At 72.4% G+C, this 19,814-nt stretch carries 14 protein-coding genes; 8 read left to right on the top strand and 6 right to left on the bottom strand.

Annotation, left to right across the window (positions count from 1 at the left end; translation table 11 throughout):
- The first annotated feature begins 23 nt into the window (after positions 1-23).
- On the top strand, positions 24-2,213 hold the full coding sequence (locus FGW31_RS34180) for an MMPL family transporter (protein WP_142197506.1): 2,190 nt from the start codon (positions 24-26) through the stop codon (positions 2,211-2,213).
- A 205-nt stretch (positions 2,214-2,418) separates the two neighbouring features.
- On the opposite strand, the gene FGW31_RS34175 is transcribed toward FGW31_RS34180, so the two are convergent.
- Positions 2,419-2,793 carry a hypothetical protein gene (locus FGW31_RS34175; protein WP_182675138.1) on the bottom strand — a complete coding sequence of 125 codons (375 nt, stop codon included), beginning with the start codon at positions 2,791-2,793 and terminating at the stop codon, positions 2,419-2,421.
- Positions 2,790-4,508 (bottom strand): aa3-type cytochrome oxidase subunit I, encoded by a 1,719-nt coding sequence (gene ctaD / locus FGW31_RS34170; RefSeq protein WP_182675140.1) that lies wholly within the window; start codon positions 4,506-4,508, stop codon positions 2,790-2,792. Before ctaD ends, FGW31_RS34175 begins: the two co-directional genes overlap by 4 nt.
- Positions 4,509-4,923: 415 nt before the next feature.
- Between ctaD and FGW31_RS34165 the strand changes: the two genes are divergently transcribed.
- Positions 4,924-5,706 carry a DUF899 family protein gene (locus tag FGW31_RS34165; protein ID WP_142197505.1) on the top strand — a complete coding sequence of 261 codons (783 nt, stop codon included), beginning with the start codon at positions 4,924-4,926 and terminating at the stop codon, positions 5,704-5,706.
- A gap of 373 nt (positions 5,707-6,079) precedes the next feature.
- On the top strand, positions 6,080-8,140 hold the full coding sequence (locus tag FGW31_RS34160; protein ID WP_142197520.1) for a SpoIIE family protein phosphatase: 2,061 nt from the start codon (positions 6,080-6,082) through the stop codon (positions 8,138-8,140).
- Positions 8,141-8,243: 103 nt separating this feature from the next.
- Here FGW31_RS34160 and gap read toward each other — a convergent pair whose 3' ends face one another.
- Both gap and FGW31_RS34150 read right to left on the bottom strand, forming a co-directional pair.
- Positions 8,244-9,239 carry a type I glyceraldehyde-3-phosphate dehydrogenase gene (gene gap / locus FGW31_RS34155; RefSeq protein ID WP_142197504.1) on the bottom strand — a complete coding sequence of 332 codons (996 nt, stop codon included), beginning with the start codon at positions 9,237-9,239 and terminating at the stop codon, positions 8,244-8,246.
- A 114-nt stretch (positions 9,240-9,353) separates the two neighbouring features.
- Entirely contained in the window at positions 9,354-10,313 is a 960-nt protein-coding gene (locus FGW31_RS34150) for a GlxA family transcriptional regulator (protein ID WP_142197503.1), read from the bottom strand.
- A 189-nt stretch (positions 10,314-10,502) separates the two neighbouring features.
- On the opposite strand from FGW31_RS34150, the gene FGW31_RS34145 reads away from it, so the two are divergent.
- Positions 10,503-11,318, top strand: coding sequence for an alpha/beta fold hydrolase (locus FGW31_RS34145; RefSeq protein ID WP_182675142.1), 816 nt, complete (start codon positions 10,503-10,505; stop codon positions 11,316-11,318).
- 380 nt (positions 11,319-11,698) lie between these two features.
- Entirely contained in the window at positions 11,699-12,604 is a 906-nt protein-coding gene (locus FGW31_RS34140; protein WP_142197502.1) for a YceI family protein, read from the top strand.
- 137 nt (positions 12,605-12,741) lie between these two features.
- Here FGW31_RS34140 and FGW31_RS34135 read toward each other — a convergent pair whose 3' ends face one another.
- Positions 12,742-14,214 (bottom strand): family 43 glycosylhydrolase, encoded by a 1,473-nt coding sequence (locus tag FGW31_RS34135; protein WP_142197501.1) that lies wholly within the window; start codon positions 14,212-14,214, stop codon positions 12,742-12,744.
- Between the two features lie 438 nt (positions 14,215-14,652).
- Here FGW31_RS34135 and FGW31_RS34130 point away from each other — a divergent pair, with 438 nt between their 5' ends.
- Positions 14,653-16,071: an amino acid permease gene (locus FGW31_RS34130; RefSeq protein WP_142197500.1), complete on the top strand. Its 1,419-nt coding sequence runs from the start codon at positions 14,653-14,655 to the stop codon at positions 16,069-16,071.
- 153 nt (positions 16,072-16,224) lie between these two features.
- Here FGW31_RS34130 and FGW31_RS34125 read toward each other — a convergent pair whose 3' ends face one another.
- Complete coding sequence (locus FGW31_RS34125) at positions 16,225-17,442, bottom strand: PucR family transcriptional regulator (RefSeq protein WP_142197499.1); 1,218 nt, start codon at positions 17,440-17,442, stop codon at positions 16,225-16,227.
- A 126-nt stretch (positions 17,443-17,568) separates the two neighbouring features.
- On the opposite strand from FGW31_RS34125, the gene FGW31_RS34120 reads away from it, so the two are divergent.
- A complete protein-coding gene (locus FGW31_RS34120; protein ID WP_142197498.1) occupies positions 17,569-18,147 on the top strand; it encodes an urease subunit gamma in 579 nt (192 codons plus the stop codon).
- The coding region (locus FGW31_RS34115; protein ID WP_142197497.1) for an urease subunit alpha at positions 18,144-19,814 on the top strand (1,671 nt) is incomplete at its 3' end. The genes FGW31_RS34120 and FGW31_RS34115, both read left to right, overlap by 4 nt.

The following is a 19,814-nucleotide window of genomic DNA, read 5'->3' as shown; positions in this document are numbered from 1 at the left end:
TCACTCAATCATTGAGATAGTTGATGAGTGACATATATCGGCACCACCCGAGGAATCACGTGAAGAACAACCCGCGCACGGCCCGGTGGCTCGTCCCCGTCGTCCTGTTGCTGGTCTGGCTGGGCATCGGCGGCACGCTCGGCCCCTATGCGGGCAAGCTGGGCGAGGTCGCCACGAACGACCAGGCCGCCTTCCTGCCGCGCAGCGCCGAGTCCACCCGCGTACTCGAAGAGGGTGAGGACTTCGCCCGGTCGGACGCCGTACCCGCCATCGTCGTCTGGACCACCGACGGAGAACCCGTCACCGAGGCGCAACAGGCCGGTGCCAGCCGCGCGGTCGGTGCGCTCGCGGGGCAGCCGGGCGTCGTCGGCCGGCCGACGGCCGCGCTGGTCTCCGACGACCGGCAAGCTTTGCAGGCCGTCGTCCAGTTGGAGTCCGACCTCGGCGACGACCTGCCCGCGGTCCTGGACGAGGTGCGCCGGGCGGCCGGCGGCGTGCCGGACACGACCGCGCTGATCGCCGGCCCCGCGGCCGGCCAGGCCGATCTGTCCGAGGCGTTCGCCGGCATCGACGGGCTGCTCCTCGGCGTGGCACTGGCGGCCGTGCTGCTGATCCTGCTGCTCGTCTACCGCAGCGTGCTGCTGCCCTTCGTCATCATCCTCGGCTCGGTGTTCGCTCTGGGACTGGCCTGTGCCGTCGTCTACGCCCTGGCCGACCGGGACGTGGTCCGCGTCGACGGGCAGGTGCAGGGCATCCTGTCGATCCTCGTCATCGGTGCCGCCACCGACTACGCGCTGCTGCTGGCGGCGCGCTTCCGTGAGGAACTCGCCGTGCGCGACGACCGTGCCGCGGCCGCGCTCGCCGCGGTGCGCAGCTCGTTCGGCGCGATCACCGCGAGCGCGGCCACCGTGGCGCTGGGGCTGCTGGTCCTGCTCGCCGGCGATCTCATGAACAACCGCGCCCTGGGGCCGGTCGGCGCGATCGGCATCGTGTGCGCCGTGCTGTCCACGCTCACGTTCCTGCCGGCCGTGCTGGCCCTGCTCGGCCGTGCCGCGTACTGGCCCTCCCGGCCGAAGGCGGCCGACGCCTCCGCGGAAGGACACGGGGTATGGCGTCGGGTCGCCGCCGCCGTGGACCGCCGCCCGCGCAGGACGTGGGTGGTGACCGCGCTCGCACTGGCCGCCTTCGCGGCGTTTTCCCCCTCGCTCTCCGCCAAGGGCGTACCGCTCGACGAGATCTTCGTGTCGGACGCGCCCTCGGTGACGGCGCAGCAGACCCTCGGCCGGCACTTCCCCGGCGGATCCGGCAACCCGGCCGTGATCATCGCCGACGCCGACCGCGCGACCGAGGTGACGGCAGCCGCGCGGCGGACCGAGGGCGTGGCGTCGGCCACCGTCGTCTCCGCCCGGGGAGGGCCGGGAGACGGGGAACCGCTGGTCGTCGACGGCCGGGTCCGTATCGACGCGACCCTGCAGGCCGCCGCCGACAGCGACGCCGCCAAGGAGACCGTCGAGCGGCTGCGGGAGAACGTCCACGCCGTGTCCGGCGCCGACGCCCTGGTCGGCGGCTACACCGCACAGCAGTACGACACCCAGCGGACCGCCGCCGACGACCGCGCCCTCATCGTGCCGCTCGTCCTTGTCATCATCCTGCTCATCCTGGTGCTGCTGCTGCGCTCCGTGCTGGTGCCGGTTCTGCTGGTGGCGACCGTCGCGCTCAACTTCCTTGCCACACTCGGAATTTCGGCGCTCGTCTTCGAGCACCTGCTCGGGTTCAGCGGGACGGATGCGTCCGTCCCGCTGTACGGCTTCGTGTTCCTCGTCGCGCTCGGTGTCGACTACAACATCTTCCTCATGTCCCGGGTCCGGGAGGAGGCACTCGCCCACGGCAGCCGTCAGGGCGTCCTGCGCGGACTGACCACCACCGGAGGAGTGATCACCTCGGCCGGTGTGGTCCTCGCCGCGACCTTCGCCGCCCTGACGGTCATTCCTCTCGCGTTCCTCGTGCAGATCGCGTTCATCGTCGCGTTCGGTGTGCTGCTCGACACCCTCGTGGTCCGTTCGCTGCTGGTACCCGCGCTCGTGATCGACATCGGTCCGCGTGCCTGGTGGCCCAGCACCCTGAACGGCAAGCATGGCAAGCACGGCGAGAACGGCAAGTACGGCGGGGGCAGTGGCGGCCGGGCGGAGGTCCCGCCGTCCGCGACGCCGTGACGGGCGCGGACGCACGGGCGCGGGCTCCGGCACGGGGACACTGGCGTGGGGTCCGGCACGGACGCACAGGCGCGGGCTCCGGCGCGGACGCACGGGCGTGGGGTCCGGCGCGGACGCACGGGCGTGGGGTCCAGCGCGGAGGCACGGCGTGGGGACCGGCGCGGGGACACTGGCGCGGGGCCGCGGCAGCCGCCGGGGGGTCGGCCTACCGCGCCGTCGTCCACACCGTGGCGCCGAAGCCCGCGGCGCAGGCCAGGAGGCATGACGCCCACGCGGCGTGGCGTCTGAGGAGGGCTCCTCGCAGCTCGAGGTAGCGGGCCTCGTACTCCCGGCGGAGTTCGCCGGCGCGGCGGACCGTCGCCTCGAGCATCTGGCGGGTGAGGTCGATGCGTTGGCTGACGTAGTGCCGGGTCAGGTCCTCGGCCTGGGCGGTGGTCAGCCACGGAAGGGCGGCGCACAGGGCCTCCGCCTCACGGTGGGCCTGGGCGATGTGGGCCTGGGCCATGAGGAAGCCCTCCGCCTCGGCCGGGAGGGCGGCGGCGTCGCCGGTGGCAGGAGGCCGGAACCGACTCCGCGTCACGGCCTGCCGCCCTGGTGGCCCTCGGGGTCGACGACGTCGCGTTGCCCGGCGTTCTCCGCCTGGTCGACCTCGGCCAGGGCCGGGCGGTGGAGGTCGAACGTCGGCGACTCCGAGCGAATGCGCGGCAGGGTGACGAAGTTGTGGCGGGGCGGCGGGCACGAGGTGGCCCACTCCAGGGAACGCCCGTAGCCCCACGGGTCGTCGACCTCGATCCGCTCCCCCTTCTGGGCGGTCTTCCACACGTTGTACAGGAAGGGCAGGGTGGACAGGCCGAGGAGGAAGGCTCCGATGGAGGAAGCGGTGTTGAGGGCGGTGAAGCCGTCGGCGGCCAGGTAGTCGGCGTAGCGGCGGGGCATTCCCTCGGCACCGAGCCAGTGCTGGATCAGGAAGGTGGTGTGGAAGCCGATGAACAGGCTCCAGAAGTGGATCTTCTCCAGCCGGTGGTCGAGCATCGTGCCGGTCATCTTCGGCCACCAGAAGCTGAATCCGCCGAACATCGCGAACACGATCGTGCCGAAGAGCACGTAGTGGAAGTGCGCCACGACGAAGTAGCTGTCGTGGACGTGGAAGTCCAGGGGCGGTGAGGCGAGCAGGACGCCGGTCAGGCCGCCGAAGAGGAAGGTGACGAGGAATCCGACCGCCCACAGCATGGGCGGTTCGAACGACAGCGATCCCCGCCACATGGTGCCGATCCAGTTGAAGAACTTCACACCCGTGGGCACGGCGATCAGGAAGCTCATGAAGGAGAAGAACGGCAGGAGCACCGCACCGGTGGCGAACATGTGGTGTGCCCACACGGTGGCGGACAGCCCGGTGATCGCGATGGTGGCCCCGACGAGGCCCATGTAGCCGAAGATCGGTTTGCGGGAGAAGACCGGGATGATTTCGCTGACCACGCCGAAGAACGGCAGGGCGAGGATGTAGACCTCGGGGTGGCCGAAGAACCAGAACAGGTGCTGCCAGAGGATCGGTCCGCCGTTGGCCGGGTCGAAGACGTGCGCGCCGAACTTGCGGTCCGCCTCCAGCGCGAACAGCGCGGCGGCCAGGACCGGGAAGGCGAGCAGCACGAGCAGCGAGGTGAGCAGCACGTTCCAGGTGAAGATCGGCATCCGGAACATGGTCATGCCGGGGGCGCGCATGCAGATGATGGTGGTGATGAAGTTGACCGCCCCGAGGATCGTGCCGAACCCGGACAGCGCCAGCCCCATCACCCACAGGTCGCCGCCCACGAAGGGCGTGCGCTCGCCTCCGCTGAGCGGCGGATAGGCGGTCCAGCCGTAGTCGGCGGCGCCCTGCGGGGTGAGGAAGCCGACCATCACGATGAGGCCGCCGAGGGCGAACAGCCAGTACGAGAGCATGTTCAGCCGGGGGAAGGCCACATCGGGCGAGCCGATCTGCAGGGGCATGATGGCGTTGGCGAAGCCCGCGAAGGTCGGCGTCGCGAACAGCAGCAGCATGATCGTGCCGTGCATGGTGAACGCCTGGTTGTACTGCTCCGTGGACACGATCTGCAGACCCGGCCGGGCCAGCTCCGCCCTGATCACCATCGCCAGGAGCCCGGCGATCAGGAAGAACACGAACGACGTGATGAGGTAGAGGTGGCCGATCTTCTTGTGATCGGTCGTGGTCAGCCACGAGATGACCACGCGTCCCTTGCCGCGTCGTCCTTCCGCCGCCGGGACCGGAGAAATCGGTTCGGTCGTGTGTGTCGCCATCGGAGTCCCTTGAACGCAGCACGCTGATGAGGCCGGAACGCAGCGCGGACCCGGCGGGGTTGCCGGGCAGCACAGGGGTCTGTTCCGCGGGAAAGGTAGTCCGGTCGTGTCGCCCGGGCTTCGGGCACCGGCCGGGGCCGGGACCGAACGGCTGGCTTTTCCACCCTTCCGGGTGTCTTCCGGGCGTCGCACCGGGCAGGGCCGGGCCGCCGTGCCCGGCCGGGGGCAGCGGCCGGGAGGACCCCATGCCGCGATGAGTTCCGGCCGCGCCGCCGGTCTTCTGTGATGAGCGTCGTAGGACGTCGCGGTGCGCCGCACCGGATCGGCGTCGTGGGGCGTCACAGAGGACCGCACGGGACCGGCGCCGCTAGGCGTCGTGGAGCACCGCGCGGCACGAGACACCGTGGAGACCACCATGACCACCGCACCCGAGGACCCGGCCACCGCGCTGCCCGGCCGTCCGCCCGTCGTGGACCCGGCCGCCTGGCGGACCGCGCGTGACGAGCTGCTCGCCCGCGAGAAGGCCCACACCCGTGAGGGCGACGCCATCGCCGCGGCACGCCGCCGGCTGCCGATGGTGGAGTTCGACGGGACGGTCGAGGTCACCGGAGCCGACGGCCCGGTGCCGTTCCTGGCCCTGTTCCAGGGGCGCGACGAGCTCGTCGTCTACAAGCACATGTGGTACGACGGCGCACCGCACCAGGGCCAGTGCGAGGGCTGCACCACCACGGCCTGGCATGTGAAGGACGCCGTCTACCTCAACGCCCGCGGCGTCTCCTTCGCCGTCCTCACCACCGGGCGCTGGGACGAAGTGGCCGCCTACACCGACTTCATGGGCTACACCCAGCCCTGGTACTCCGTGCGGGGCGTGGACGAACCGGTCGGCGGGGAGATGGGGTACCTCACCTGCTTCCTGCGCGACGGTGACCGTACGTTCCTCACCTACGCGACGACGGGCCGCGGCAACGAACGGGTCAACGCCTCCCTCGGCCTGCTGGACATGACGCCCTACGGCCGCGGGGAGGCCTGGGAGGACGCTCCCGCAGGATGGCCGGAAGGCAATGCCCCGTGCTGGTCCTGGCGCACGGACGCGGACGGCAACGCCACCTGGGGGCCGACCAGCCGCCCCGTACCGCAGTGGACCCGCCCAGGCGCCACCCCCGTGGAGACCCTCGGCCGGCACGGCCCCCACCACTGACACGGTCACGCGCGGTGCGGTCCGAGGCGGGCCGGGTATGGGTGCTCCCACCATGAGAAGCGCGTATTGTCCCGGTATGGAGTTGTTCGGTGAGGCTGGTGAGGTACAGCCGCGCTGGAACCGGCGGAAGGCGGCGACCGATCCCGCCGGTCGGCACACCCCGGCGTCCGGAAGGGTGGCCGTCGTGCCCGGGGCAGGCGGCGGACCGCACAGGGCAGGCGACAGCCGTGGCAGCCGCTGATCTCCTTTCCTCCGGCACACGCCGTGGTCGCACGGCCCGGCGGGGTTCCCTCCGCGGTGTCGACCGACGGAAGCCGTCGTCGTGGACCGGCGCGCGCCGGTCCCGGCGTCGCGTGGGCGGGCGGGCCGGCTGATGGACCGCGCGATCGCCGACGTGGTGCGGCAGAGCAACGCCTCCGGAGCCCTGCTGTACGTCCTGCCACCCGACGGGAACGCGCTGTGGCTGACCATGCTCACCGGCACCCCGCGCGCCATCGCCGCCCCCTGGACGCGTGTGTCGCTCGACGACCCGATGCCGGTCGCGGACGCCGTGCGGGAGCGGCGCATGGTCTGGGTCGGCGGACGGGAGGAGATGGCGCGCCGCTACCCGAGGCCCGCGCTGGTCCTCCCGTACGACTTCGCGCTGGCGGCCGTTCCCCTCGCCACCGACTCCGCCGTCTGGGGCGGGCTGGTCCTCCTGTGGCCCGGCGACCACCCGCCGCACCTGACTGCCGACGAGCGGGAGGCGGTCGAGGCGGGCCGACGACGTCTGAGCGGGCTGCTCCAGGAAGCGGCGGACCGCGGCGAACCGCCACGGCCCACGCAGCGGCCGCGCCTCGTGACGACCCCACCGGAGCGTGTGCCCTCCCCCGCCGAGGCGTCGGCCGTCGCCGCGTACCTGGACCGTCTGCCGGGAGGGTCCTGCACGCTCGACCTCAACGGCCGCATCACCTTCATCACCCCGGCCGCCGCCGACCTCGTCGGCGCGGCCCCCGACGACCTGCTCGGCTCCCTGCCCTGGGAGATCCTTCCGTGGATGGACGTCCCCCAGGTCGAGGACCGCTACCGGGCGGCCCTCGTCAGCCGCCGGCCGCAGGCCTTCACCGTCCTGCGTCCGCCGGACACCTGGCTGTCGTTCGAGCTGTACCCGGACTCCTCCGGCATCAGCGTCCGGATCACTCCCGCCGGGAGCGACGGAGGCACGCCCGCGCCGCAGCCGCCGCCGACCCGGGGCCCCGGCCGTGCCACCGTCCTGTACCACCTCATGCATCTGGCGACCAGCCTGACCGAGGCCGTCGGTGTGCAGGACGTCGTCAACCAGACCGCCGACCAGCTGCTGCCCGCGCTCGGCGCCCAGGGCATGGTCCTGATGACGGCGGAGGACGGGCGGCTCAAGCTGCTCGGCTCCCGCGGATACAGCGACGAGCTGATGGAGCGCTTCGACAACCTGCCCCTCAGCCAGGACATCCCCGGGGCCCACGTGCTCGCCACCGGCGAGCCCGGCTTCTACGCGAACTTCGGCGATCTGAAACGGACCTATCCGACCGTCGTCCACGAGGACCGGATGGCCGCGTGGGCCTTCCTGCCGCTCATCGCCTCCGGCCACCCCATCGGATCGCTCCTCGTCGCCTACGACCGGCCCCACACGTTCCCGCCCAGTGAACGCGCCGTCCTCACCTCACTGGCCGGCCTCGTCGGCCAGGCCCTCGACCGCGCCCGCCTCTACGACACCAAACACAACCTCGCCCACCGCCTCCAGTCCGCGCTGCTCCCCCACAGCCTCCCGGACATCCCCGGGCTGCGGGTCTCCGCCCGCTACCACCCCGCCGCCCGCGGCCTCGGCGTCGGCGGCGACTTCTACGACCTCATCCACCTCGACCGGCACACGGCGGGCGCCGCCATCGGCGACGTCCAGGGCCACAACATCGACGCGGCGGCCCTCATGGGTCAGGTGCGTACCGCCGTCCACGCCCACGCCACCGTCGGCGCGTCCCCGGACCATGTCCTCAACGGCACCAACCGGCTCCTCACCGACCTCGACCCCGGCCTGTTCAGCAGCTGTCTCTACACGCATCTCGACCTGGGCCGGCGGCGTGCCTGCCTGGCCAGCGCGGGGCATCCGCCACCGCTGCTGCGCCACCCGGACGGTCGCACCGAACTGCTCCGCGTCCCGCCGGGGCTCCTCCTCGGCATCACTCCGGACGCCCGGTACCCGGCCCTCGAATGCGACCTGCCGCCCGGCTGCGTCCTCGTCCTCTACACCGACGGGCTCATCGAGGCGCCGGGAGTCGACCTCGACGACGCGATCGCCGCCCTGGCCGGGCTCGTGGAACCGGCCGATGCCGGCGACCTGGACGCCATGGCCGACACCCTCGTCCGGCACGCCCCTACTCCGGGCGACGACATCGCGCTGCTCCTCATCAGCCCGCAGTAGGCGGCCGGACAGCCACCGCCGGCGGCTTTCCGCCCGCCCGGCCGTCCGTCCGCCCCTGCCGCGTGCCTCCGGGCCGAACCCGCAAGGACATCGTGCCGCCCGGTCAGGCGGAGAGGAGTTCCAGTGTGTCGATCACACGGTTGGAGAAGCCCCACTCGTTGTCGTACCAGGCGACCACCTTGACGTGGCGGCCCTCGACGCGGGTCAGGGCCGAGTCGAAGATCGACGACGCCGGGTTGCCGGTGATGTCGGACGACACCAGCGGGTCCTCCGAGTACTCGAGGATCCCGGCGAGCGGGCCCTCGGCCGCCGCGCGGTACGCCTCCAGTACGTCCTCGCGCGTCACGTCCCGGGACACGGTCGTGTTGAGCTCGACGATCGAGCCGACGGGAACGGGGACGCGGATCGAGTCGCCGGACAGCTTGCCGTCGAGGTTGGGCAGCACCAGTCCGATCGCCTTGGCGGCGCCCGTCGTCGTGGGCACGATGTTGACGGCCGCGGCACGGGCGCGGCGGGCGTCGCGGTGCGGGCCGTCCTGGAGGTTCTGCTCCTGGGTGTAGGCGTGCACCGTCGTCATGAAGCCGTGCTCGATACCGGCGACCTCGTCGAGGACCGCGGCCAGCGGCGCGAGCGCGTTGGTGGTGCACGAGGCGTTGGAGACGACGGTGTGCAGCGCCGGGTCGTAGGCGTCGGTGTTCACGCCGAAGGCGAGGATGACATCGGCACCGTCGGACGGCGCGCCGACCAGGACCTTCTTCGCGCCCGCGTCCAGGTGGGCCCGGGCGGCCTTGGCGGAGGTGAAGCGGCCGGTCGCCTCCAGCACGATGTCCACCCGCAGTTCGGCCCACGGCAGCTGCGCCGGCTCGCGCTCGGCCAGCACCTTGATGCGGCGGCCGTCGACGACCAGGGTGTCCCCGTCGACGGTGACCGGCCGGCCGAGCCGCCCCGCGGTCGTGTCGTAGGCGAGCAGGCGCGCCAGGGTCGCGGGGTCGGCGAGGTCGTTGATCGCCACGACCTCCAGCGTGCTGTCGCGTTCGAGCAGCGCGCGCAGCACGTTGCGTCCGATGCGGCCGAATCCGTTGATCGCGATACGAGTCATGTGTGGTGTCCCTTCTTCCACGACGAGGATCGCGTTCCCTGCGGGTCGGCGGCAGTGGCGTGATCGCCATGGTTCGCAAGGATCGCGCCAACCGCCCCGTGGTGGCGTGCGCCGCTACTGGTCGGCCTCGGCGAAGGTGCGCCGGTACTCGCTCGGCGTGGTGCCCAGGATGCGCTGGAAGTGCAGGCGCAGATTGGCGCCCGTGCCGAGGCCGACGTCGGCGGCGATCTGCTCGACGCTGCGCTGCGAGCGCTCCAGCAGTTCGCGGGCGGCGTCGATGCGGGCGCGCATGACCCACTGCATCGGCGTGTAGCCGGTGTCCTCGACGAACCGCCGGGAGAACGTGCGCGGTGAGACGGCCGCGTGTCGGGCGAGTTCGGCGAGGGTGAGGGGTTCGCCGAGCCGGCGCAGGGCCCATTCGCGGGTGGCGGCGAACCGCTCACCGAGGTGTTCCGGCACGCTGCGCGGCACGTACTGCGCCTGGCCTCCGCTGCGGTAGGGGGCCGCGACCAGCCGCCGGGCGGCGTGGTTCGAGGCGGCCACCCCGAGGTCGCCGCGCAGGATGTGCAGGCACAGGTCGATGCCCGAGGCGGCGCCGGCCGAGGTCAGTACGCTGCCCTCGTCGACGAACAGCACGTTCTCGTCGACCCGGACCGCGGGATGTCTGGCCGCGAGGGCCTTGGTGTAGTGCCAGTGGGTGGTGGCGCGCCGGCCGTCGAGCAGGCCCGTGGCGGCCAGGGCGAAGGCGCCGGTGGAGATGGCCGCCAGCCGCGCGCCCCGGTCGTGCGCCGCGGCCAGCGCGTCGACGACGGCGGCGGGCGGGTCCTCGCGGTCGGGGAAGCGGTAGCCGGGGACGAAGACGATGTCGGCCCATCGCAGGGCGTCGAGTCCCTGGGCGACGTGGTACGACAGTCCGTCGCCGCCGGTGACCAGTCCCGGGGCGGGGCCGCACACCCGCACCTCGTACGGCATGCTCGCCCGGGTCGTGAACACCTGGGCGGGGATGCCGACGTCGAGCGGCTTGGCGCCTTCGAGGACGAGGACGGCGACACGGCGCAGGGGTGGGGCTGGCACGGGCGACAGCCTAGGCGAACGGCGGCGCCGGCTGTTTCTCGCACGCGGACGCGGCGCCGGTGCGCGGGGCATCATCGTAGGGCCGGCCGGGCGGTTCGGCCGGAGTCCGCCGAGGGGCCGGGCGCCCGCGGGATCCTCGGGCGGGGCGGGTCCTCCTGGGCGGTCGGCAGCCGGGAGGAGGCACAGCCGTTGACGCGGATCCATGTGACGAGGTGGGACGGGACGAACGGGCAGGGGCCGCACGCGGTCTTCGTGCACAACATCTTCACCTGGGGCAGTGACGACCTGTACGGCTTCGCGGCGCAGCGTCCGCTGGCCGACGGCTTCCGCCTGCACCTGGTGGACCGGCGCGGGTACGGACGCAGTGCGGGGGCCGGGCGCAGCGACTTCGAGACCGACGCCGAGGACGTCGTCCGCCTGCTCGAGGGTCTGGATGCCGTGCCGGGCGGCGGTGGGTCCGGGGCGCATCTGGTCGGTCACGGCAACGGCGGGGTGATCGCCATGCTGGCCGCCGGACGCCGCCCGGATCTGGTCCGGTCGTTGGCGCTCATCCAGCCCTCCGCCTTCACGGCCGCCGCGGAGCACCCCGTCGTCGCGGCGATGCTGGACCGGGTGGCGGCGTCGGCGCCGGGCGACCTGCCGGAGTCCGTGACCCCACTCGATTTCCTGCGCGCGTCCACGGAGGGCATCGGGCTGCCCATGCCGGAGCCGACCCCCGGGCGGCTGCGCGCGGTCGCCACGTCGATGCGGGAGCGGCCCGTCTGGGAGGCCCGCATCCCGCTCGACCCGCTGCGGTCCGCTCCGTGGCCGACCCTGGTGGTCTGCGGCACCTGGGAGGAGGCGCCGGAGCCGTATCGCGCCTACGTCGGTGAACCGCTGATGGCCTGTGCCGAGTTCCTCGGTGACGCGCTCGACGCGCGGGTGCTGCGCGTTCCGGGGTACTACCCGCACACCCAGCAACCGGACGCCGTCAACCGGGCGCTGAGGCAGTTCTGGAACTCCTAGGCCGCCTGCGGCGGTTGCCGGGCGTGCGACGTGGCGGCCGGGAGCGTGCGGGCCTGCCGTCCGGATGCCCCGAAAGTGCGGGGAGACTGTGAACGTTGCGTCAGGTCTTCGGGGCTTTGCCGGTGCAGTGACGCAAAGGAGGGCGGCGGGCGTCCGGTTCGCGTGGCGTCAGTTGGGGACACATGGAGGCGTTATCGCTCAATCCGGGCCTTTCTCGGCGGGGCCCCGGGCCGGACCGCGCCCGGGCGGCGGCTTTATGATCTTGCCTGAGGCACCCCTCGGACGCGTTCCGCCAGACGGCCGAGGGGTGCTTGGCAACCGCGAACGCGTTCATCGTGCGGGTGACGCACCAGCGACCCGTACCAGAAAGGTGACGAATCATGGTCCTCGGACTGCTGCGACGCCGGCGCTCTTCCGGCGGCGCGCATGAACTGTCGGCCCTCCTGCCGCCCGGCGCTGGCGGGTTCGGGTGCGAGGTCGTCGACAGCATGGAGCAGCCGATCGGTGGCGCCGAGGTCACGGTGACCGAACGGGACAGTCACCGCGTCACGGTGCGGGGAACCACGGACCCGTACGGACTGTTCATGGCGGCGCTGCCGCCGGGCTCGTACAGCGTGATGGCCTCGGCCGAAGGGCTGAACCCCGCCCGCGAGACCGTCGACATCGCCCCGGGGGTGGCGCGTCCCCGGGCGCGCATGATGCTGGTGCCCGCACGTCAGCTGGAACTGCCGCCCGCCGGTACCTGGTTGTTCGATCCGCCGCACACCGCGATCCGTTTCATCGCCAAGCACGTCGGCATGGCGCACGTCCACGGCCGTTTCACGCGCTTCCAGGGCGCGATACGCGTGGCGCCGGACATGACCGAGTCGCAGGTGAGCGTGCGCATCGACGCGTCCAGCATCACCACGGGCAACAAGACCCGTGACAACCATCTGCGGTCCGCGGACTTCCTCGACGTCGAGCGCTACCCGCACATCGACTTCACCAGCACCCGTTTCGCCTACCACGGCGGTGCCAAGTGGACGCTGCACGGCACCCTCACCATGCACGGCACCAGCCGTTCGGTGGGCCTCGACACCACCTACCTCGGTACCGTGAACGGCGGCTACGACCAGGAGCTGCGCTGCGCGGCGCTGGCGAAGACGGAGCTGCACCGCGAGGACTTCACCCTCAACTGGCGTTCCATGCTGGCCCGCGGCATCGCGGTGGTCGGCCCCACCGTCCAGTTGGAGCTGGACATCCAGGCGATGTACCACACGCACGACACTCCTACGCCGCCGGAGTAGACGCGGCCTCAGTGGAGCGTCCGGCGGTGCAGGGCGTCCGGGTGCGTGACGCGCCGGTGCGGGCGGTGCGGGCGGGGAGCGACGAAGGCCCGTCGGCCGTCGGTGCATCGGCGTCACCGACGGCCGGCGGGCCGGTCTCAGTTCATGTACACCTCGGCGCGGTCCACGCTCACGAAGGACGCCCGGGACTGCGAGTTGTGCTCACCCGTGACCCGGACGCGGAGGGTGTGCCGGCCGTACGGGAGGCGTGGGCTGACGTACTGCACCGCCTCGCCGACGCGGATCGGCCCGTGGAAGTCCACCCGCTGTTCGGGCCCGCCGTCGACGCTGACGGCCGCGTAGCCGTTGCCGGTGTCCTTCACGGAGAGCAGGACGATGCGGGTGCCGGTGAAGGAGAAGGTGGCGGTGGCCCCGGCGCGGTCGCTCCAGTGGTCGTCGCTCCAGAAGCACTGGGTGGCGCAGCCGGTGCCCGAGTTCCAGGAGCCGGTGTAGGTGACACCGCCGGGGCCGCTGGAGCGGCCGTCGTCGTTGATCCAGTAGTTGCCCGAGCCGGGATCGCCCGAGGGGAGGTCCTGGGTGGCTCCCATCGCGAGCGGACGGCCGAAGTCGGGGCTGCCGTCGGCCCGCCAGGTGAACTTCTGCGCCCGCGTCGTGCGGTCGGAGTACGTGTACTGGGACGTCGTCTTGGCGTGGTGGACGATCCAGTCCTCGGTGCCGTCGGGAGAGCGGAAGAAGGCGTGGTGGCCCGGCCCGAACACGCCCCGGTCGTCGGCCCGGGAGAACACCGCGCCCTGGTGCTGCTGCCAGTTGCCCGGCACGAGCGGGTCGGCGGTCAGCGGCATCGACATCATCCACACCTGGTAGTCCGGCTTGCCGGTGTCGCAGGCCGAATACGTCATCCACACCCGCCCGTTGCGGTACAGGAACTCCGGTCCTTCCCGCACCTCGGGGCAGCCGCCGGCCGCGTCGAGCGCGACGGCGTTGCCCGAAACGGTGTACGGATTGGACATCGGGGCGATGTTGAGCCCGTTGTGCTGGTACTGGTTGATGCCGCTGTAGGCGAGGTAGAGACGCCCGCCGAGCTGGAGGACGCCCGCGTCGATGGCGAAGTCGTCGGCGTGGTTGGGCGGGGTGAGCTTCGCCTTGAAGTGGTAGGGGCCGGCCGGGTCGTCGCGCTCCGACTCCAGGACGTACAGGCGGTGGTGCTCGTCGATGCCGTCGTCGGCCGTGTAGTACAGGTACCAGCGGTCACCGAAGCGGTAGAACTCCGGGGCCCACATGTTGCGGTTGCGGGACGGGTCGGTGTCCGTCCAGACGGTGACGGGATCGGCCGTCAGCAGAGTGCCCAGGGACGGAGAGCGCCACATCTTGATGCTGTCGCCCTGGGTGGTGGTGAGGTAGTAGGCGCCGTTCCAGTGCGTCATGAACGGGTCGGGGCCGGTGTTGAGCGGGTTGCGGAACGTGCCGGCCGCAGCGGCGGCGGCCCGTGGCTGCGCGGCCGCGGGCGAAGCGGCGGCGGCCGGGACGGTGGCCGTCGGCAGCAGGCCCAGGACCAGGCCGAGCAGGGCGGCGGCGAGCAGGAGGAGGCGCGGGCGGGGTCTCGGAGACACAGGAGGGGGTCCTTTCCGGGAGTGGATCTCGGCCGGAAGGCCACGTTCGGGGCGGGGACCGTGCAGCGTTTACATCGATGTAACGATGCGGCGTCACAGTAGACACCCCGCATTCCGACGTCAATACGCGGGACCGCGCGAAGAGTTGGGGCGCACGTGTCGGCTGTCACCGTTCCGCTCGCCGGAGGCGGACTCCTCCGGGACCGCCACGGAGGGTGGGGCGGACGGGACGCAGGGCACCGGCGGGCGGGACGACGAGGCACCGCGGGAATCCCGGACAATTCGCGGCCGAGGGCCCGCGACGGCGCACCTTTTACCGTGCGGCAGGGGTTCACGCAGGACAAATACGTGCGATTTGGAAGGGCCCCGGGCCGTACCCGACCATGGGCGCCGTCCCGGCGATCCCGGGCAGCAGTTCGAAGAGAGGCGCACCACCCCATGCACGACACCGGAACCGTCCCTCCGTCGGCTCCGGCCCCGCAGGAGACCCCCGCGGCCCCCGACCGCCCCGCCGGCGGCACTTCGGGCCGGCACGCCCGCCGTTTCGGGCTGCCCGTCGCCACCGCCCTGGTCATGGGCAACATCATCGGCGGCGGCATCTTCCTGCTTCCGGCCTCCGTCGCCCCGTACGGCACGGTCAGTCTGCTCGCCTTCGGCGTCCTGACCGTCGGCGCCGTCGCCCTCGCGCTGGTCTTCGGCCGGCTCGCCGAGCGGGACCCGCGCACCGGCGGACCGTACGTCTACGCCCGCGAGGCGTTCGGCGACTTCGCGGGCTTCCTCGCCGCCTGGGCGTACTGGATCACCACCTGGGTGTCCAACGCGGCGCTCGCCGTCGCCGCCGTCGGCTACCTCGACGTGCTGATCCCGGTGAACGACCACCGCTGGACCGCCTGCCTGGCCGCCCTCGTCCTGCAGTGGCTGCCCGCGCTCGCCAACTTCGCCGGCAGCCGCTACGTGGGAGCCGTGCAGCTGGTGTCCACCGTGCTGAAGTTCGCACCGCTGCTGCTCGTCGCGGTCGGCGGGCTGTTCTTCTTCGACCCGGACAACCTCGGCCCCTTCAACGCCGGCGGCGGCAGTGCCATCGGCGCGGTCTCCGCCTCGGCCGCGATCCTGCTCTTCTCCTACCTCGGTGTGGAGTCCGCCGCCGTCAGCGCCGGCGAGGTCAAGGACCCCCGGCGCACGGTGGGACGCGCCACCGTCATCGGCACCGCAGGTGCGGCGCTGGTCTACCTGCTGGGCACGCTGTCCGTCTTCGGAACGGTCGCCCACGACCGCCTGGTCGACTCCACCGCGCCGTTCTCGGACGCCGTCGACGCCATGTTCGGCGGGTCCTGGGGCGGCTGGGCCGTGGCGCTCGCCGCGCTCGTGTCGATGACCGGCTGCCTCAACGGCTGGACGCTGCTCAGCGCCCAGACCCCGTACGCGGCGGCGAAGGACGGACTGTTCCCGGCCGCGTTCACGCGCAGGCGGCGCGGAGTGCCGACGTTCGGCGTCGGTGTCACCGTCGTCCTCGCCTCGCTGCTCACCGTGTACAACTACGCCTCGGGCTCGGCGAAGGTGTTCGAGGTGCTGGTGCTCGTCACCACGTTCACCGCGACCGTGCCGTATCTGCTGGCCACCGCCGCGCAGTTGTTCGACCTGGTCTCCGGGCGCCGCGACCGGGTCGACCGGGTGCGGCTGGTGCGCGACACCGTGGTCGCGTCGGTCGCGGGCGGGTTCTCGCTGTGGCTGGTCGCGGGCGCCGGATACGCGGCCGTCTACCAGGGTGTGCTGTTCCTGTTCGCCGGTGTGCTGGTGTACGCGGTGATGGCCGGCCGCGGGCGGCGGGCGCAGCTCCCGGCGGACGGACGCCGGTAGGGTCCCGGCGCGGCTCCTTAGGGAGCGGCGCCGTCAGCCCTTCCGCCGAGTGGCGTCGGGCCGGTGGTCGGACGTACGCAGCTCCCGGGCAGCAGACCGGTGACGGGCACCGACGCGTAACCGGTCGACGGGACGGGGCCCGCCTCATCCGTGTCAGCTGCTCCGGCTCCGGTCGCACTGCAGGGCGAACAGGACGGCGGCCGCCTCCGTCGGCCTGGTGGGATGCAGGCCGGTCAGCTCGGTGAACCGGCTCAGGCGGTTGAGCACCGTGTTGCGGTGGCAGTACAGCTCGCGGGTCACCGCGGCGACCGAGCCGGAAGCGCAGTACGCCACCACGGTGTCCACCAGGCGTTGCCGCTCGTGCGGGGGCAGCCGGTCCAGGCCGGTCAGCACCGCGTCGGCCAGCATCCCGGCGATCGGTCCCAGCCGTGCCGCCGCCACCGGCATCCACGCCTCGACCAGGGTCACCGGGCCGGGTGCCGTCGCACCGTCCATGGTCACGGCGATCGCCTCGGTCACGCGGGCCGTGTCGGGGACGCGGGCCAGTCCGTGGGCGACCGGGCCCAGCGCGCACGCCACGCCGTCCAGCCAGCCGGGCGGCGGAGCGTCCGCCCCCTGCGGCAGCCTGGCCACGAGGACCAGCATGCCGTTGTGCTGCTGGAGGTGCCAGGACTGGCCGGTCAGCCGTGCCGCGACGGCCCGGCGCAGTTCCTGCTGCGACTCCGGCGGCGCCACCGCCACCACGAAGTCCGACTGGGCGTTGACCTGGAGCAGGGTGGCCGCCTGGGCGAGGAGCTGCTGGTCGCGGCCGTCGGAGGACAGCAGCCTGCCCATGATCGCGGTCCGCTCGCGTTCCCGTTCCCGGGCCAGCACGGCGACCTCGTCCAGGTAGGCGGCGTGCACGTGGACGGTGTGGAACTCCACGGCCTCCCACACCCGCACCGCGCCGCGCGTCAGCTGCGGCAGGTCCTCGGGGCGGGTGCGTTCCAGGAACGCGGTCCACAGCACGCGGAAGTCCATGCGCACGGCCTGGAGCAGCCGCTCCAGCGGCACGCCCTGGTGGGCGCGGCGGCGGCCGAGGCGTTCCGGCACGGCGCGCAGGTCCTCGGGCACCGGCAGGTCGCCGATGAGACGCAGCAGCAGTTCGAAACAGGCACGGGCGGTGTCCCGCAGGTCCTCGGACGACACCGTGTCCTCGTAGTCGCCGAGCGCGGCGACCTCCGGGACGTACCGGCCGACCAGCTCGTCCAGGTCGTCCAGGCAGTCACGCACCAGCGTGCGCAGCTCGGCAGGGAACGGCGCGCTGCCGTCGCCGACGGGCCCGGGAGCGGGGACGGCCGCGCGGGCGTCGAGATCCGGTGAGTTGTGCATGTGCACATTATCGCTGCCTCAGGGCGGAGCGTTTCAGCATTGTTCACGCACTCCTTCCAGGGCATTGTGCTGTGCGTGCCCCACCGCGCGGCCACCGCGCCGCGCACGATCATGAGGGGAATTCCCATGCATCTGACTCCACGCGAGCACGAACGGCTCACGCTGTTCTCGGCCGCCGAACTCGCCCGGCGGCGGCTCGCCCGCGGCGCCCGGCTCGGTGCGACCGAGGCGGTCGCCCTGGTGTGCGACGAGGTCCTCGAGATGGCCTGGGACGGTGTGCCGCTGGAGACCGTGGTGGAGCGGGCCCGGCAGGTCGTGACCCGTGACCGGCTGCTGCCCGGAGTCGCCGGGACAGTGCCGAGCCTCCAGGTGGAGGCGCTCTTCCCGCACGGTTCCACGCTGGTCCACGTCGCCGAACCGTTCGGGCCGGCCGGGCCGGACGACCCCGGTGCCGTACTGGCCGCCGGCGGCGAGACGGATCTGGCGCCCGGCCGTCCGCGCAAGCAGTTGCAGATCACCAACCACGGCGCCCGCGCGGTGTGGGTCTCCTCGCACTTCCCGCTCGAGGAGGCGAACACCGCCCTGGACTTCGACCGCGAGGCGGCGCGCGGACACCGGCTGGACCTCCCGGCCGGGACCTCGCAGAAGTTCGAGGCGGGTTCGACCCGCACCGTCACCGTGGTCGCACGAGGAGCAGACCGATGAACCGGATGTCCCGGCGCGTGTACGCGTCCCTGTACGGCCCCACCACCGGTGACCGGGTCCGGCTGGCCGACACCGACCTGTGGGTGCGGGTGGACGGCGACGACACCGAGCCCGGTGAGGAGCTGCTCGGCGGCTGCGGCAAGACCGCCCGCGACGGACTGCTGGTGACCGGCCGCGCGGCCCGTGAGAGCGCGCTGGACATGGTGATCCTCGGCGTGGTCGTCCTGGACCCGCTCATCGGCGTCCGCAAGACCAACATCGGCATCAAGGACGGCCGGATCGTCGGCGTCGGCCGGGCCGGCAACCCGGAGATCGACGCCGGGGTCGAACTCGTCGTGGACTCCCACACGGCGATGATCAACGGGCAGGGGATGCTCGCCACGGCCGGCGTCGTGGACTCCCACGTCCACCTCTCCAGCCCCGAGGTGGTGCCCGCGGCGCTCTCCGCCGGTGTCACCACCATGGTCGGCATGGGGATCGGCGGCGTGTGGGACGTCGGTGCGAACCCCGCGTACAACCTGCACAGCCTCATCGAGGGCTGGCGCGACGCCCCGGTCAACGTGGCGTTCCTGGCCCGCGGCTCCTCCTCCTCGCAGGAGCTGCTGGAGCGCGCGGTCCTCGCCGGATCCGGCGGTTTCAAGATCCACGAGGACTGGGGGGCCACGCCCCGCATCGTGGACACCTGCCTGGGCGTCGCGGAACAGGCCGACCTGCCCGTGGCCCTGCACACCGACACGCTCAACGAGTCCGGCTACCTGGCCGACACCCTCTCGGCCACCCGCGGGCGCACCGTGCACGCCTACCACGTGGAGGGCGGCGGCGGGCATCCCGACCTGCTGGAGATCGTCTCGCAGCCTCACGTGCTCACCTCCTCGACGACTCCGACGCTGCCCCTGACACCGGCCACCGTCGCCGAGCTGCTGCCCATGACGATGACGGTGCACGGCGGCCACCACGGGGTGGAGAGCGATGTGTCGATCGCGCAGAGCCGGGTGCGCGAGCACGCCATCGCGGCCGAGAACGCGCTGCACGACCTCGGCGCGATCAGCATCGTCAACTCCGACTCCATGGGCATGGGCCGCATCGCGGAGACGGCGCGCCGCACCTGGCAGCTCGCCCACGTCCAGGCGCAGCTGGCCGGGCAGACCGGGCCGGACGTCGTCAACAACGAGCGGGTGCTGCGCTACCTGGCCAAGATCACCCTGAATCCGGCGATCGCGCACGGCATGGCGTCGGACGTCGGTTCGCTGCGTCCGGGCCGTATCGCCGACGTCGTGCTGTGGCGGCCCGCCACGTTCGGCGCGCAGCCGGAGCTGGTGATCAAGTCCGGCTTCGTCGCCTGGGGGGTGTCGGGCTCGGGCTCGGGCTCCACCCGGCTGACGCAGCCGCGGCGGATGAGGCCCTACTTCGGAGGGCTCGGCGGGGCTCCGCGACGGCTGTCCACGGTCTTCGTCTCCCAGGCCTGCCTGGACGACCGGGCCGCCGCGGGCGCGCTGCCCAAGGGGGTGCGCTACACGGCGCTGCGGGACAGCCGGGGCCTGACCCGCGGCGACATGGTCGCCAACACGGCCGTACCGACCGTGCAGGTGCCCACGACGCCGGAGGCGGTCCTCGTCGACGGCCGCCCGGTCGACATCCACCACGCCGCGGACCTGCCGCTGACCCGG

The sequence above is a fragment of the Streptomyces calvus genome, from assembly GCF_006782915.1.
Classification (GTDB): Bacteria; Actinomycetota; Actinomycetes; order Streptomycetales; family Streptomycetaceae; genus Streptomyces; species Streptomyces calvus.
The sequence above is the reverse complement of the archived record's forward strand: the minus strand, read 5'-3'. Positions and strand labels throughout refer to the sequence as shown.

Bases quoted from the DNA above. Each gene is read 5' to 3' on its own strand.
- FGW31_RS34160 (WP_142197520.1), top strand. From the start codon at position 6,080: ATGGACCGCGCGATCGCCGACGTGGTGCGGCAGAGCAACGCCTCCGGA.
- ctaD (WP_182675140.1), bottom strand. From the start codon at position 4,508: ATGGCGACACACACGACCGAACCGATTTCTCCGGTCCCGGCGGCGGAA.
- FGW31_RS34125 (WP_142197499.1), bottom strand. From the start codon at position 17,442: ATGCACAACTCACCGGATCTCGACGCCCGCGCGGCCGTCCCCGCTCCC.
- FGW31_RS34165 (WP_142197505.1), top strand. From the start codon at position 4,924: ATGACCACCGCACCCGAGGACCCGGCCACCGCGCTGCCCGGCCGTCCG.
- FGW31_RS34120 (WP_142197498.1), top strand. From the start codon at position 17,569: ATGCATCTGACTCCACGCGAGCACGAACGGCTCACGCTGTTCTCGGCC.
- FGW31_RS34130 (WP_142197500.1), top strand. From the start codon at position 14,653: ATGCACGACACCGGAACCGTCCCTCCGTCGGCTCCGGCCCCGCAGGAG.
- FGW31_RS34140 (WP_142197502.1), top strand. From the start codon at position 11,699: ATGGTCCTCGGACTGCTGCGACGCCGGCGCTCTTCCGGCGGCGCGCAT.
- FGW31_RS34180 (WP_142197506.1), top strand. From the start codon at position 24: ATGAGTGACATATATCGGCACCACCCGAGGAATCACGTGAAGAACAAC.
- gap (WP_142197504.1), bottom strand. From the start codon at position 9,239: ATGACTCGTATCGCGATCAACGGATTCGGCCGCATCGGACGCAACGTG.